The 14721-nt window shown below is 72.9% G+C and carries 16 protein-coding genes; 13 read left to right on the top strand and 3 right to left on the bottom strand.

Going from position 1 to position 14721, the window contains the following annotated elements:
* Positions 1-116 precede the first annotated feature (116 nt).
* From GON04_RS00675 to GON04_RS00625, 11 genes are all read left to right on the top strand, one after another.
* Entirely contained in the window at positions 117-788 is a 672-nt protein-coding gene (locus GON04_RS00675; RefSeq protein ID WP_157396082.1) for a TetR/AcrR family transcriptional regulator, read from the top strand.
* On the top strand, positions 785-1729 hold the full coding sequence (locus GON04_RS00670) for an ABC transporter substrate-binding protein (protein ID WP_157396081.1): 945 nt from the start codon (positions 785-787) through the stop codon (positions 1727-1729). The genes GON04_RS00675 and GON04_RS00670 overlap by 4 nt, the downstream gene beginning before the upstream one ends.
* Positions 1729-2499, top strand: coding sequence for an ABC transporter ATP-binding protein (locus GON04_RS00665; protein WP_157396080.1), 771 nt, complete (start codon positions 1729-1731; stop codon positions 2497-2499). Before GON04_RS00670 ends, GON04_RS00665 begins: the two co-directional genes overlap by 1 nt.
* Entirely contained in the window at positions 2499-3251 is a 753-nt protein-coding gene (locus GON04_RS00660; RefSeq protein ID WP_157396079.1) for an ABC transporter permease, read from the top strand. The genes GON04_RS00665 and GON04_RS00660 overlap by 1 nt, the downstream gene beginning before the upstream one ends.
* The gene (locus GON04_RS00655; protein ID WP_338050863.1) at positions 3248-4003 is read left to right on the top strand and encodes an ABC transporter permease; all 756 of its coding nucleotides are present in this window, start codon (positions 3248-3250) and stop codon (positions 4001-4003) included. The genes GON04_RS00660 and GON04_RS00655 overlap by 4 nt, the downstream gene beginning before the upstream one ends.
* A gap of 32 nt (positions 4004-4035) precedes the next feature.
* Positions 4036-4842: a cyclase family protein gene (locus GON04_RS00650; RefSeq protein WP_157396077.1), complete on the top strand. Its 807-nt coding sequence runs from the start codon at positions 4036-4038 to the stop codon at positions 4840-4842.
* 10 nt (positions 4843-4852) lie between these two features.
* Positions 4853-6172 carry a fumarylacetoacetase gene (gene fahA / locus GON04_RS00645; RefSeq protein ID WP_157396076.1) on the top strand — a complete coding sequence of 440 codons (1320 nt, stop codon included), beginning with the start codon at positions 4853-4855 and terminating at the stop codon, positions 6170-6172.
* Positions 6173-6429: 257 nt separating this feature from the next.
* On the top strand, positions 6430-7032 hold the full coding sequence (locus GON04_RS00640; RefSeq protein ID WP_157396075.1) for a TetR/AcrR family transcriptional regulator: 603 nt from the start codon (positions 6430-6432) through the stop codon (positions 7030-7032).
* Positions 7033-7226: 194 nt separating this feature from the next.
* Positions 7227-8168, top strand: coding sequence for an alpha/beta fold hydrolase (locus GON04_RS00635; RefSeq protein ID WP_157396074.1), 942 nt, complete (start codon positions 7227-7229; stop codon positions 8166-8168).
* A gap of 67 nt (positions 8169-8235) precedes the next feature.
* Positions 8236-9612, top strand: a complete 1377-nt coding sequence (locus GON04_RS00630) for a solute carrier family 23 protein (protein ID WP_157396073.1) — start codon at positions 8236-8238, stop codon at positions 9610-9612.
* Positions 9612-10046, top strand: coding sequence for a hotdog fold thioesterase (locus GON04_RS00625; RefSeq protein WP_157396072.1), 435 nt, complete (start codon positions 9612-9614; stop codon positions 10044-10046). Before GON04_RS00630 ends, GON04_RS00625 begins: the two co-directional genes overlap by 1 nt.
* Positions 10047-10064: 18 nt before the next feature.
* Here GON04_RS00625 and GON04_RS00620 read toward each other — a convergent pair whose 3' ends face one another.
* Positions 10065-10631 (bottom strand): cob(I)yrinic acid a,c-diamide adenosyltransferase, encoded by a 567-nt coding sequence (locus tag GON04_RS00620; protein ID WP_157396071.1) that lies wholly within the window; start codon positions 10629-10631, stop codon positions 10065-10067.
* A 137-nt stretch (positions 10632-10768) separates the two neighbouring features.
* Between GON04_RS00620 and GON04_RS00615 the strand changes: the two genes are divergently transcribed.
* Entirely contained in the window at positions 10769-11599 is an 831-nt protein-coding gene (locus GON04_RS00615) for an EF-hand domain-containing protein (RefSeq protein ID WP_157396070.1), read from the top strand.
* A gap of 73 nt (positions 11600-11672) precedes the next feature.
* Positions 11673-13097, top strand: a complete 1425-nt coding sequence (locus GON04_RS00610; RefSeq protein ID WP_157396069.1) for an FAD-binding oxidoreductase — start codon at positions 11673-11675, stop codon at positions 13095-13097.
* 40 nt (positions 13098-13137) lie between these two features.
* Here the strand turns inward: GON04_RS00610 and GON04_RS00605 are convergent, their stop codons facing one another.
* Positions 13138-14061 carry a ParB/RepB/Spo0J family partition protein gene (locus tag GON04_RS00605; protein WP_157396068.1) on the bottom strand — a complete coding sequence of 308 codons (924 nt, stop codon included), beginning with the start codon at positions 14059-14061 and terminating at the stop codon, positions 13138-13140.
* Between the two features lie 105 nt (positions 14062-14166).
* Complete coding sequence (locus tag GON04_RS00600) at positions 14167-14706, bottom strand: RBBP9/YdeN family alpha/beta hydrolase (protein ID WP_157396067.1); 540 nt, start codon at positions 14704-14706, stop codon at positions 14167-14169.
* Positions 14707-14721 lie beyond the last annotated feature (15 nt).

Here is a 14721-nt window from a genome sequence, read left to right as displayed (position 1 = left end):
CCAGCGGGGATGCCCCGGGGGCGGCGCCGGGACGCCGGCACGCGCCGGCCGCTAGGGTTTGTACGCCTGTCCAACACTTTAGGACAGTCGTACAAATCGCATCCCGCCCGCCTCCCATGCCGCGCCCCGCCCCGCCCGCCGACCGTCCCGACCGCAAGCAGGCCATCCTGCTGGCCGCCGAGCGCCTGTTCGCCGAGCACGGCTACCACGGCGTGTCGCTGCGGCAGATTGCCGACGGCGCCGGCGTGCCGCTGGCGCTGGTGGGCTACTACTACGGCCAGAAGCACGAGCTCTTCCAGGCCATCTTCGACCACTGGGGCGACACCATCGAGGAACGGGTGGCCGGCCTGCGGGTGGCGCTGCAGGCGCCCGAGCGCCAGCGCCTGCAGCGCGTGGTGGCCGCCTTCGTCGAGCCGGTGCTGCGCATGCGCGCCAGCCCCGAGGGCGAGTACTACGCGCTGCTGGTGGCGCGCGAGCTGTACCACGCGCGCGAGGACACCGACCACGTGCTGCGCACCTGGTTCGACCCGCTGGCGCACGCCTTCATCGACGCCCTGCACGAGCTGCTGCCGCACGCCAGCCGCGGCCGCGCGGCCTGGTGCTACCAGTTCATGCTGGGCGCGCTGCTGCACCACATGAGCGACAACCGCATCGAGCGGCTGTCGCGCGGCGAGGTGCGCGGCCGCGACGACGCGGCGCGCCAGCTGCTCATCGACTTCATCGTCGGCGGCCTGCGTGCCGCCCTGCCCCGTCCCACCGCATCCCGAACCCCAAGGAGACACGCATGAAACGCCGCCGCCTCGTCCTGGCCCCGCTCGCCGCGGGCGCCGCCACCCTGGCCCTGCCCGCGCGCGCCCAGGCCACCACCAGGATCGTCTACGGCTACACCGCCGTCACCGATTTCGCCTCGGTGTTCGTGGCGGTCGAGGAGGGCTACTTCAAGAAGCGCAACCTGGAGGTCGAGCCCAAGTTCATCCCGCTCAACTCCACCATCCCGGCGGCGATCCAGTCCGACTCGCTGCAGATCGGCGGCCCCACGCCCTCGGTCTACCTGCAGTCGGTCGACGGCGGCCTCGACCACGTGGTGGTGGGCGGCGGCGGCCTGACGGCCAAGAGCCAGACCGGCTACGCCGTGGTCGGCCGCGCCGGCACCGGCATCCGGAGCGCACAGGACTTCGTCGGCAAGAAGGTCGGCGTGCCGGGCCTGGGCGCCTTCCTGCACGTGGGCTTCCGCGGCTGGCTCAAGCAGAGCGGGGTCGACTACAAGAAGGTCAACTTCATCGAGGCCAGCTTCCCGCAGCACGGCGACCTGCTGCGCGGCGGCTCGCTCGACGCGGTGGTGACGGCCGACCCGTTCATGGCCCGCATCCTGGACAGCGGCGCCGGCTACGTCGCCTCCTACTACGGCACCTTCCTCACCGAGGGCATGCCCACCATCCTGCACACGGCACGGCGCGACTGGGTGGCGAAGAACCAGGCGGCGGCGCGCGGCTTCCGCGAGGCGCTGGTGGAAGCCGCCGCCTTCATCAACAAGCCGGCCAACGAGGCGCGCCTGCGCGCCATCATCGGCAAGTACATCAAGGTGCCGCCAGAGGTGCTGGCCAAGATGCAGATCTCGCCGCCGGGACCGGTGATCGTCGAGAAGCAGCTCGACTACTGGGTGGGGCTGATGAAGGACCAGGAGATGCTGCGCACCGACCCCAAGGTCGCGACGCTGATCGCCAGGTGATGGGGGAGGCGCTGCTGCGGATGGAGGGCGTCGCGATCCACCTGGGTGGACGCGAGATCCTGTCGCCGACCGACCTGCGGGTGGCGCGCGGCGAGTTCGTCTGCGTCATCGGCCCCTCGGGCTGCGGCAAGACGACCCTGCTGCGGGCCGCGGCCGGCTTCGTCGCCCCGCAGGCCGGCACGGTGGCGCTGGCCGGCCGGCCGGTGCAGGGGCCCTCGCGCGCAGCGGCGTTCGTGTTCCAGGACTACGGCCGGGCGCTGCTGCCCTGGCGCAGCGTCGCCGGCAACGTCAGCCTGGCGCTGGAGGCGGCCGGGGTCGCGGCCGCCGAACGGCCGGCGCGCATCGACCGCGTGCTGCAGACGGTGGGGCTGGCGCCGCATGCGGCCAAGTTCCCGGCCCAGCTGTCCGGGGGCATGCAGCAGCGGGTGCAGATCGCGCGCTGCCTGGCGCAGGAGCCCACCCTGCTGATGATGGACGAGCCGTTCGGCGCGCTCGATGCGATGACGCGCGAGAACCTGCAGGACGAACTGGCGCGGCTGGTGCGCGAGCAGGGCCTGACGGTGCTGTTCGTCACCCACGACCTGGAAGAGGCCATCTACCTCGGCGACCGGGTGCTGGCGCTGCGCAGCAACCCGACCGCCGACCGGCCCAGCCTGGCGGCGCTGATCGACGTGCCGATCGCGCGCCCGCGCCACCAGCTGGAAACGCGCGAGCATCCCGAATTCCTGCGCCTGCGGCGCGAGCTCTACCACTACCTGGGGCACGACTGATGCTGCGTGCGCTGCGCCCGTTCGTGTTCCCGCTGCTGCTGCTGGCCGCGCTGGAGTGGTGGACCCGCACCATCGGCAAGGACAGCGACGCGCTGGCGCCGCCCACCAGGGCCGCGCAGGCCTTCGCCGCCGCCCTCACCGATGGCTCGCTGCTGCAGGCCACCGCCTTCACGCTCGGCAGCGCGGCCGCCGGCCTGGGCGTCGCCTGCGGGCTCGGCATCCTGCTCGGCACGCTGCTGGGCCTGTCGCGCCGCGCCGCCGGCATGGGCTTCCTGACCATCGAGGTGCTGCGGCCCGTGCCCTCGGTGGCCCTGATCCCGCTGGTCATGCTGGCCTGGGGTTTCGGCTTCCGGATGGAGATCGCGGTGATCGCCTTCGCCAGCGTCTGGCCGATGCTCATCCTCACGCAGGCGGCGGTGCGCCAGGTCGAGCCGCGGCTGCTCGAAGTCGCCAGCGCCCTGCAGCTGGGGCCGGCGGCGCGCTTCACCAAGATCGTGCTGCCGGCCATGGTGCCGCGGCTGTTCGTCGCCCTGCGGCTGGGCGTGGCCATCGCGCTGGTGGTGGCCGTGACGGTCGAGATCGCCGCCAACCCGCACGGCATGGGCTACGCGCTCATCATCGCGCAGCAGAGCCTGGACCCGGCGCTGATGCTGGCCTGGCTGGGCTGGATCGGCGTGGTCGGCTACGCCATCAACGTCGGCACGCTATGGCTGCAGCGCGCCGTGGCGCGCCGCATGGGGGAGCAGCCGTGAGCCGCGGGCGCGCCCTGGCCGAGTCGCTGGCCGTGCTGCTGGCGCTGCTGGCCCTGTGGTGGCTGGCGGCCCATGCGCGCTGGCTCAGCCCGGTGTTCGTGCCGACCCCGGAAGGCATGCTGGCCAGCCTGCAGCAGGGCCTGGTGGGCGGCGAGCTGGCCGGCTTCACCGCCGCCACCGTGCTGCGCATGCTGCTCGGCTGGGGGCTGGCCTGCGCGGCCGGCATCGCGCTCGGTGCCCTGATCGGCATCTCGGCCACGGCGCGGGCCTGGATCCAGCCGACGCTGGAGTTCGTGCGGCCGCTGCCGGCCTCGGCCGTGCTGCCGCTGGCGATCTCGATCTTCGGCCTGTCGCCCGCCATGGTGCTGGCCGTGGTCGCGTTCGGCGCCATGTGGCCGGTGCTGCTGGCCACCGTGCATGGCTTCGCCAGCGTGCACCCGCGGCTGCGCGAGGTGGCCGGCGCGCTGCAGCTGTCGCAGCCGGCGTTCGTGTTCAAGGTCGGGCTGCCGAACGCGCTTCCCGACATCCTGGCCGGCATGCGGCTGGCGATGACGGTCGCGCTGATCGTCGCCGTGGTCGGCGAGATGCTGGCCTCGCAGCCGGGCCTGGGCCAGGCCATCCTGCTGGCCGCCCGCGCCTTCCGCGCCAGCGAGCTGTTCGCCGGCATCGCCCTGCTGGGCGCGATCGGCTTCCTCTCCAATGCCCTGCTTGCCGTGGCCGAGCGCCGCCTGCTACGGTGGCAGCACCCCTGAGTCCCCGCCCCCATCCCCTGGAGCCCTCCCCCATGCCCCGCACGTTCGTCGACCTGTCCATCTTCCTCGAGAACGACGTCCTGTCCGATCCGCCGGCGTTCGCGCCCAAGATCCAGTACTTCACGCACGAGAACACCTACGAGCAGATCGCGCCCTTCTTCCCGGGGCTGAAGAAGGAGGACCTGCCCGACGGCGAGGGCTGGGCGGTGGAGCTGGTCAACCTGTCGACCCACAACGGCACCCACCTCGACGCGCCCTACCACTTCCACTCGACGATGGACAAGGCGCTGGGCGCCCGCAAGCCGGCCATCGCCATCCACGAGGTGCCGCTGGAGTGGTGCTTCCAGCCGGGCGTGAAGCTGGACTTCCGCCACTTCGCCGACGGCTACGTGGTCACCGCGGCCGACGTCGAGGCGGAGCTGCAGCGCATCGGCCACACGCTCCAGCCGCTGGAGATCGTGGTGGTGAACACGCGCGCCGGCTCGCGCTACGGCCACCCCGACTACGTCTCGAGCGGCTGCGGCATGGGCTACGAGGCCACCATGTACCTGCTGGAGCGCGGCGTGCGCCTGACCGGCACCGACGCCTGGAGCTGGGACGCGCCCTTCGTGCACACCGCGAAGAAGTACGGCGAGACCGGCGACGCCAGCCTGATCTGGGAGGGCCACAAGGCCGGCCGCGACATCGGCTACTGCCACATCGAGAAGCTGCACAACCTGGAGGCGCTGCCGCCCACCGGCTTCTTCATCAGCTGCTTCCCGCACAAGATCCGCGGCGCCTCGGCCGGCTGGACGCGCGCGGTCGCGATCTTCGACGACGCCCTGCTGGCCACCGCCTGAAAGGACTCCCATGCTGGACTTCACCCACGATCCGCAGGCGCGCAGCTGGGTCGCCGCGGCCCAGGCCGCCGGCTGCGACTTCCCGCTGCAGAACCTGCCGCACGGCGTGTTCGCCCGCATCGGCCGCCACGAGCCGCCGCGCGGCGGCGTCGCCATCGGCGACCAGGTGCTCGACCTGGCGCGGCTGGCCGCCACCGGCGTGCTGCAGGGCGAGCCGCAGGTCGCCTGCGAGGTCGCCGCGCGCGAGACGCTCAACGCCTACATGGGCCTGGGCCTGCCGGCCTGGCGCTCGCTGCGGCGCGCGCTGTTCCGCCTGCTCTCGGACCAGGCCGACGCCGCCACCCAGGAGCGGCTGAAGGCCTGCCTGGTGCCGCTGGCGCAGGCCGAGATGAAGCTGCCGGTGGAGGTGCGCAACTACACCGACTTCTACACCTCGGTGCACCACGCCACCAACGTCGGCAAGGTCGTGCGTCCCGACGATCCGCTCACGCCCAACTTCAAGTGGCTGCCGATCGCCTACCACGGGCGCGCCTCCAGCGTGGTGGCCAGCGGCACCGCCTACCACCGCCCCAGGGGCCAGGCCATGGCGCCGGGCGCCGCGGCGCCGGTGTACGGTCCCTGCCGGCGGCTCGACTTCGAACTGGAGATGGGCTTCTTCGTCGGCCCCGACACCGTGCTGGGACAGCCCATCCCGCTGGCCGAGGCGGCCGACCACATCTTCGGCATGTGCCTGCTCAACGACTGGTCGGCGCGCGACCACCAGTTCTGGGAGATGAACCCGCTCGGCCCCTTCCTGGGCAAGAACTTCTGCACCAGCATCTCGCCCTGGGTGGTGACGATGGAGGCGCTGGCGCCCTTCCGGGTGCCGTTCGCCCGCCCGGCCGGCGACCCGCAGCCGCTGGCCTACCTGGACGACGCGAGCGACCGGGCGCAGGGCAGCCTGGACATCCAGCTCGAGGTGCGGCTGCAGTCGCACAAGCACCGCGCCCAGGGCCGCGACGGCGACCGCATCACCGCCACCAGCTTCCGCCACCAGTACTGGACCGTGGCCCAGATGCTGGCCCAGCACACGGTCGGCGGCTGCAACGTCTGCAGCGGCGACCTGATGGGCACCGGCACCATCTCCGGCCCGACCGCGGGCGAAGCCGGCGCCATCGTCGAACTGAGCGTGGGCGGCACCCGGGACGTGCCGCTGCCCTCGACCGGCGAGGTGCGCCGCTTCCTGGAGGACGGCGACTGCGTCATCCTCCAGGGCTGGTGCGAGAAGCCCGGCGCGGCCCGCATCGGCTTTGGCGAGTGCCGCGGGACCATCCTGCCGGCGCTGGACTGAGCTGGCACCGGACTGAACGGGAGCTGCGGGCCCGTCCCCTTCCCTGGGCTCGTCCTGCCGGGCTCGACCCGGCATCCAGCTGCGGTTCCACGCCGCACCCGAACCGGGTTCGGGCGACGGATCGCGGGTCGATCCGGTCGAGCCCGCCATGACGAGGACAGCCCGGCCCATTCCGCCACCCCGGTCAAAACCCGCCCTGGCGGTGGTCGCTTGTCTTTTCGGACGACCGTGCTAAAGTGCGCCGCACGGACATTCCCATGGACGCCAAGACCCAGAAAGCCGAGCTCACCCGCGCCGCCATCGTCGGCGCGGCGCTGGACCTGGCCGCGAGCGAGGGGCTGGAGTCCATCACCCTGCAGGCGGTGGCCGACCGCATCGGCCTGTCCAAGAGCGGCGTGTTCTCGCGCGTCGGCTCGCGCGAGACCCTGCAGAAGGCGGTGATCGAGGAGTTCGGGCGCCGCTTCATCGAGGAGGTGTTCGTGCCGGCGATGCAGCAGCCCAAGGGCCTGCCGCGGCTGGATGCCATCGTGCAGCGCTGGATCGTGCGCACCCGCGACGTCGAGGCGCGCACCGGCTGCATCTACTCGGCCGGCGCGTTCGAGCTGGACGACCGCGAGGGGCCGCTGCGCGAGACGCTGCACGCCGGGGTGACCAAATGGCGCGGGGCCCTGCGCCGCACCGTGCTGCAGGCGGTGGAGGCCGGCCACCTGAAGGGCGGGACCGAGCCCGAGCAGCTGGTCGGCGAGATCTACGCCCTGACGCTCGGCCAGGTGCACGACACCCGCTTCCTGCGCGACCCGCGCGCGGCCGACCGCGCCCAGGCCAGCTGGCAACGCCTGCTGGCCAGCTACCGCGCCTGAGCCCCGACGGAGACCCGTCTTGCCCGTCCGTTCGAACCGATTTCGCACAACCGTGCGTAGAAAGGAGCTGCCATGCTGATCCTCCTGGCCCTTGTCGCTGCCTACGGCGGCTGGCGCGCGCTGCGCGCCGCCCTGGCCACGCTGCGCGCCCTGCCGCGCGCCAACGACGACCTGGTGTTCTGGTGAGCGGTGCCATGAGCAGCCCCGCCAGCGCCCTCCAGGCCACCTCCACCTTCTATGCCGCCAGCCCCGGCCTGCGCTGGCTGCGCCTGGCCCTGGCCGCCACCCAGCGCCTGTGGCCGGCGCTGGCGGTGCGGGTTGCCCTGCGCATCTTCGGCACCCCGCTGCCGCCGCGCTGGCTGCAGCGCCGCAGCGGCTGGGACCGCGGCTGGCAGCACGAGCGCTGGCCGTTCGAGGACGGCACGCTGACGCTGTACACCCGCCCCGGCGCGGCCGCCGGCCCGCTGGTGCTGCTGGTGCACGGCTGGGGCGGCGAGGCCGGCCAGATGCTGCCGCTGGCCGACGCGCTGGCGGCGGCCGGCCTGCAGCCGGTGCTGCTCGACCTGCCGGCGCACGGCCGCAGCGCCGGCACGCGCAGCAACCTGCCGCAGTTCGCCCGCGCCATCGGCTACGCCACGGCGCGGCTGCGCGCCCAGGGCCAGGCGCTGCACGCGCTGGTGGCCCATTCGCTGGGCGCCAACGCGGCCGCCCTGGCCACCAGCCGCGACGGCATCGCCCGGCATCTGGTGCTGCTGGCGCCGCCGGCCTCGCCGCGCGACTACACCGGCCTGTTCGCCCACGTGTTCGGCCTGTCGGAAGCCACCCGAGCCGCGCTGCAGGCACGCATCGAGGCGCGCGAGGGCGCCCTCATGGCCGACTTCGAGCCGCCCGCCGTCGGCCCGCGCATCGGCGCGCCGTCCTTGGTGGTGCACGACCGCGGCGACCGCATCAACCCGTTCGCGCACGGCGAGGCGTTCGCCGCCCACATCGCCGGCGCCCGGCTGCTGGCCACCAGCGGCCTGGGCCACCGCAAGGTCCTGCACGATGCGGCCGTGCTGCAGGCCGTCGCCGCCTTCCTGGCCCCGGACGCGGCCAGTGCCGGCCCCGGCGCCAGCGCCGCCCGCGCGCCGGACTGAAGCCGGCCGCCTTGCACCGCTCCCGCGCAGGACCTAGCATCGGCGCCATTCCAGCAGAGGAGCGCGAATGTCCTTCTTCCAATGGGCCGAGCGGCCCGCCCAGGTGCTGCAGCAAGGCGGCGTGATCGGCCCGGAGGAGCGGCTGCCGTGGCCGCAGACGGCGGCCATGGGCGTGCAGCACGTGATCGCGATGTTCGGCGCCACCGTGCTGGCCCCCATCCTCATGGGCTTCGATCCCAACCTGGCCATCCTGATGAGCGGCATCGGCACCATGCTGTTCTTCCTCATCACCGGCGGCAAGGTGCCCAGCTACCTGGGCTCGAGCTTCGCCTTCATCGGCGTGGTGATCGCGGCCACCGCGTACGCCGGCAAGGGCCCCAACGCCAACATCGGCGTGGCGCTGGGCGGCATCATCGCCTGCGGTGCGCTCTACACGCTGATCGGCGCCATCGTGCAGGCGGTGGGCACCGGCTGGATCGAGCGCTTCATGCCGCCGGTGGTCACCGGCGCGGTGGTGGCGGTCATCGGCCTGAACCTGGCCGGCATCCCGGTCAAGAACATGGCGGCCGGCAACTTCGACGCCTGGATGCAGGCCGTCACCTTCGTCTGCGTGGCGCTGGTGGCGGTGTTCGCCGGCGGCATGGTGCAGCGGCTGCTGATCCTGGTCGGCCTGCTGCTGGCCAGCCTGGTCTACGCCGTGCTCACCAACGGCCTGGGGCTGGGCAAGCCGGTGGACCTGTCGGGCATCGCCGCCGCGGCCTGGGTCGGCGCGCCGGCCTTCGCCGCGCCGGTGTTCAGCGCGCCGGCGCTGCTGCTGATCGCGCCGGTGGCCATCATCCTGGTGGCCGAGAACCTGGGCCACATCAAGGCGGTGACGGCGATGACCGGCCGCAACCTCGACGCCTACATGGGCCGCGCCTTCATCGGCGACGGCATCGCCACCATGGTGAGCGGTGCCGCCGGCGGCACCGGCGTGACCACCTATGCCGAGAACATCGGCGTGATGGCGGCCACCAAGATCTATTCGACCGCGGTGTTCGTGGTGGCCGCCGCCATCGCCATCGTGCTGGGCTTCTCGCCCAAGTTCGGCGCCGTCATCCAGGCCATCCCGCTGCCGGTGATGGGCGGCGTGTCGATCGTGGTGTTCGGCCTGATCGCCGCCGCCGGCGCCAAGATCTGGGTCGACAACCGGGTCGACTTCTCCGACAACCGCAACCTGATCGTGGCCGCCGTGACGCTGGTGCTGGGCACCGGCGATTTCACACTCAAGTTCGGCGGCTTCGCACTCGGCGGCATCGGCACCGCCACCTTCGGCGCCATCCTGCTGAACGCCCTGCTCAGCCGCGGCGGCCGGCGGGCCGCGCCGGCCCCCGCCCCCACCGGCGCCCCGCTCACGCCCACCGCGGAGCCGCCGCGCGCCACCGCCCGCACCACCCCGCGCTGATGGCCACCACCCCGATCTGGACCCGGCCGATCTCGGTCGACCTGCTGGCCGGCATCCACCACGACACCGCGGTGGACCGGCTGGGCATCGAGTTCCTCGCCGTCGGCGACGACTTCATCCGCGCCCGGGTGCCGGTGGACGGCCGCACCCGCCAGCCCTACGGCCTGCTGCACGGCGGTGTGAGCGTGGTGCTGGCCGAGACGCTGGGCTCCTGCGGCGCGGCCTACAGCTGCCCGCCGGGGCACCGCGCGGTGGGCCTGGACATCAACGCCAACCACCTGCGCGGCGCCACCGAGGGCTGGGTCACCGGCACCACGCGGCCGGTGCACATCGGCCGCACCACCCAGGTGTGGCAGATCGACCTGGTCGACGATGCCGGCCGCCCCACCTGCGTGTCACGCATCACGATGGCGATCCTGGCGCCCAGGGGCTGAGCGCCGGCGCGCAGCCGCTCAGTCGGCGTCGCCGCGCCGCAGCCGCTCGCTCTTCCAGTACACGTCGTCGCCGCCGTCCAGGCGGTTGAGCACCCGCGCCAGCACGAACAGCAGGTCCGACAACCGGTTGAGGTAGCGGCGCGGGGTGTCGTTCACCGGCTCGCCCTCGCCGAGCGCCACCACGGCGCGCTCGGCCCGCCGTGCCACGGTGCGGCAGACATGGGCGAGGGACGCGGCCCGGGTGCCGGCCGGCAGGATGAATTCCTCCAGCCTGGGCAGGCGGCCGTTGTGCTCGGCCAGGGCGGCGTCCAGCACGGCCAGCGCCTCGGGCTTGAGCAGTTCGTAGCCGGGAATGGACAGCTCGCCGCCCAGGTTGAAGAGTTCGTGCTGCACCTCCACCAGCAGCGCCCGCACGCCGTCCGGCAGGGTCTCGCACAGCAGCAGGCCGATCTGCGAGTTGAGCTCGTCGACGTCGCCCATCGCCTGCACGCGCCGGCTGCTCTTGGCCACCCGGGTGTTGTCGCCCAGGCCGGTGGTGCCGTCGTCGCCGGTGCGGGTGGCGATCTGGGTCAGGCGCTTGCCCATGGTGTGCTGCTCCGTTCGGTGAAGACGGCCGATTCTCCCACCCGGCGGACTGCGGCCGCGTCCTACGGCGAGACCCGCTGCCGCGCCACTGCGCAATGCGGCTGACCAGCCAGGATGGAGCGAGCAGGAGAACCGCCATGCAACGTCCGCGCCTTCCGCACCTGGACTTCCGTCCGCGCCCGCTCACCATCCTGGCGGCGATCGTGCTGTGCCTGTGCGTCACCGCCGCCGCGCTGGCCCAGACCCGCACCCTGCAGCGCGCCGCACCGACCACGGCCACCCAGGCCAGCGGCCTGCCGGCCGGCACGCCGGCTCCCTCGGGCCTGACCAGCGGCGCGGCGCCCGGCCTGACCACCGGCACCCCCGCCGGCAGCGGCCTCACCAGCGGCAGCAGCCCGGTGCTGGGCACCAACCTGCCGGCGCAATCGGGCCTGACCAGCGGCACCACCGGCGGCACCGGCACGACCACCAACCGCGTCGGCACCACGGCCGACACCACCGCCACCACCACCGGCGGCAGCACGCGCGGCGTGGTGGTGGTGCCGACCGACCCGAACGCGGCCGTCGGCGGGGTCGCCGCCACCGGCACCTTCACCCCGCAGGGCACCACCGGCGGCATCGCCACCGTTCCTGCCACCGGCACGACGGCGGCCACCGGCACGACCGGGACCGCCGCCGCCGTCGGCACCGTCAGCGCCGGCGCCGCCATCACCACCTTCCCCGCCGGCCCGCCGGCCGGCCTGTCCAACGGCGTGCCCTCGGTCAGCGCCAACGGCATGGTGGCGCGCGGCCCGATGACGGCGCTGCAGGTCATGCAGTTCTTCCAGCAGGCCGACAGCAACGGCGACGGCCTGCTCAGCCGGGCGGAGGCGCTGCGCCTGCCCGTGGTGACCATGAGCTTCGAGGACATGGACACCAACCGCGACGGCTCGCTGTCCCCCTCGGAGTACGACGCCAGCCTGCGCTAGCCAGGCGGCCACGGCCCCGGGGCGCGCCCGGGACCCAGCCGCTAAGATGGACGATCGCCAGGAGACACCGTCCATGAACGCCCCCACCACCCTCACCCACCTCGTCCCCGAGATCGCCCAGCGCGCGGTGCCGCAGGCGCTGCTCGACGCGCTGGCCGCGCGCTTCGGCGCCCAGTGCTCGACGGCGATGGTGGTGCGCGAGCAGCACGGCCGCGACGAGTCCTCGTTCGAGGCGCCGCCGCCGGCCGCGGTGGTGTTCGCCGAATCGACCCGGGACGTGGCCGATGCGGTGGCGCTGGCAGCCGCGCACGACGTGCCGGTGATCCCGTTCGGCGTCGGCTCCTCGCTCGAAGGCCACCTGCTGGCCGTGCAGGGCGGCATCAGCATCGACCTCGGCCGCATGAACAAGGTGCTGGCCGTCAACCCCGAGGACCTCACCGTCACCGTGCAGGCCGGCGTCACGCGCAAGCAGCTGAACGACGAGATCAGGAGCACCGGCCTGTTCTTCCCGATCGACCCCGGTGCCGACGCCACGCTCGGCGGCATGAGCGCCACCCGCGCCTCGGGCACGAACGCCGTGCGCTACGGCACCATGCGCGAGAACGTGCTGGGGCTGGAGGTGGTCACCGCCTCCGGCGACGTCATCCGCACCGGCACCCGGGCCAAGAAATCGTCGGCCGGCTACGACCTCACGCGCCTGCTGGTGGGCAGCGAAGGCACGCTGGGCATCATCACCGAGGTGTCGCTGCGGCTGTACCCGATCCCGGAGGCGATTTCGGCGGCGATCTGCTCCTTCCCCAGCATCGAGGCCGCGGTGCGCAGCGTGATCCAGGTCATCCAGCTGGGCGTGCCGATCGCCCGCGTGGAACTGATCGACCACCACACCGTGCGGATGGTCAACGCGCACAGCAAGCTGGGCCTGCGCGAGGAGCCGATGCTGCTGATGGAATTCCACGGCTCGCCCAGCAGCGTGAAGGAGCAGGCCGAGACGGTGCAGGAGATCGCCAGCGAGCACGGCGGCCAGGCCTTCGCGTGGGCCAGCACGCCGGAGGAGCGCACCCGCCTGTGGACCGCGCGGCACAACGCCTACTTCGCCGCCATCCAGTCGCGCCCGGGCTGCCGCGCCATCTCCACCGACACCTGCGTGCCGATCTCGCGCCTGGCCGACTGCCTGCTCGACTCGGTGGCCGAGGCCGACGCCAGCGGCATCCCCTACTTCCTGGTCGGCCACGTGGGCGACGGCAACTTCCACTTCGGCTACCTGCTGGACCCCAACGATCCGCGCGAGCGCCAGGTGGCCGAGGACCTGAACCACAAGCTGGTGACGCGCGCCCTGGGCCTGGGCGGCACCTGCACCGGCGAGCACGGCGTCGGCCTGCACAAGATGGGCTTCCTGGTCACCGAGGCCGGCACCGGCGCGGTCGACATGATGCGCACCATCAAGCGCGCGCTCGACCCCAAGAACATCCTCAACCCGGGGAAGATCTTCTCGCTCTGAGGACCACGGGAGCGCGACAGCGCACTCCCGCCTTCACGCCCTACCCCCGCAGCCGATCCAGCAGCCCGTTCAGTTCGTCGAGCGAGCCGAACTGGATCGCCACCTCGCCCAGTTCCTCGACGCGGCCGTTGCGCTTGGCGCGCTTTTTCACCCGGACCTCGACTTCGGCGGTGAGCAGGTCCGACAGTTCCTCCTCGAGCCGGCGCAGGTCGCGTGACTTCTCGGCCTTGGGCTTGGGCGAGGTCAGCGTGAATTCGGCGCCCAGGCGCTTGACCAGCGACTCGGCCTCGCGCACCGACAGCTTCCTGGCGCTGATCTGGTTGGCGGCCGTGATCTGGGCCGCGCGGTCCAGCGCCAGCAGCGCGCGCGCATGGCCCATGTCGAGGTCGCCGGCCATCAGCATGGTCTGCACCGGGTCGGCCAGGTTCAGCAGGCGCAGCAGGTTGGACGCCGCGCTGCGCGAGCGGCCGACGGCCTGCGCGGCCTGTTCGTGGGTGAGGCCGAAGTCGCGGACCAGCCGCTGCAGGCCCTGCGCCTCCTCCAGCGGGTTGAGGTCCTCGCGCTGGATGTTCTCGATCAGCGCCATCGCGGCGGCGGCCTCGTTCGGCACGTCGCGCACCAGCACCGGCACGCTGTCCAGGCCGGCCAGCCGGGCGGCGCGGAAGCGGCGCTCGCCGGCGATGATTTCGAACTTGCCGGCGTTCGCGCCCTCCCCCAGCTTGCGCACCAGGATCGGTTGCATGATCCCCTGTGCCTTGATGGACTCGGCCAGCTCGTAGAGCGCGCCCTCGTCCATCCGCGTGCGCGGCTGGTACATGCCGGGGACCATGTCGTCCAGCCGCAGCGAGGCCGGCAGGCCCGGGTTGGCAACCGGCGCCTCGGCGGCGGCAGCGCCCTCGCCCAGCGTCGGCCCGAGCAGCGCTTCCAGGCCGCGGCCCAGGCCCTTGGGTTTCTTGGTCACCATCGGTTCATCACTTTCGATTCGATCGTTGGGCCCGGACCACGCAGGCGCGCGGTGCAGGCCGGGGTCGCCGCGCCGCCGGCCGGCCGGGCCGGCGCTGCGGGGACGCTAGTCATGGAGCAGGTCGTCCAGCAGCAGGTGGCCTTCGGGCCAGCTCGCCAGGCCGGAGTCGGCGTTGATGTGGCCGCTGTGGCCATGGTCGATGCACTGGCTGCCCCAGGCCCGGGCGAAGGCGCTGGCGCGCTCGTAGCTGCAATGCGGGTCGTTGCGGCTGGCCACCAGCACGCTGCGGAACGGCAGCCGCTGCAGCGGCACCGGCGCCCAGGTGGGCAGCTGCACCCGCAGCGCCTGCCGTTCGACGTCGCCGGGCGCCACCAGCAGGGCGGCCTTGACCCGGGCGGTGTTGCGCGAGCTCGCGGCCCAGGCCGCCACCAGCATGCAGCCCAGGCTGTGCGCCACCAGCACTGCCGGCTCGTCGCAACCCAGCACCACGTCCTCCAGCCGGGCGATCCAGTCGCCGCGCAGCGGCTGCTGCCAGTCATGCTGCTCGACCCGCCGGTAGCCGTGCCGCTGCTCCCAGCGCGACTGCCAGTGGGTCGGCCCGCTGTTCTGCCAGCCGGGCAGGACGAGGACGTTGGAGGGCTTCATATGCTATGAATTCGG

The organism is Ramlibacter pinisoli, from assembly GCF_009758015.1.
Lineage (GTDB): Bacteria > Pseudomonadota > Gammaproteobacteria > Burkholderiales > Burkholderiaceae_C > Ramlibacter > Ramlibacter pinisoli.
Note: the sequence above shows the minus strand (reverse complement) of the source record. Positions and strands in the feature narration are given on the sequence as shown.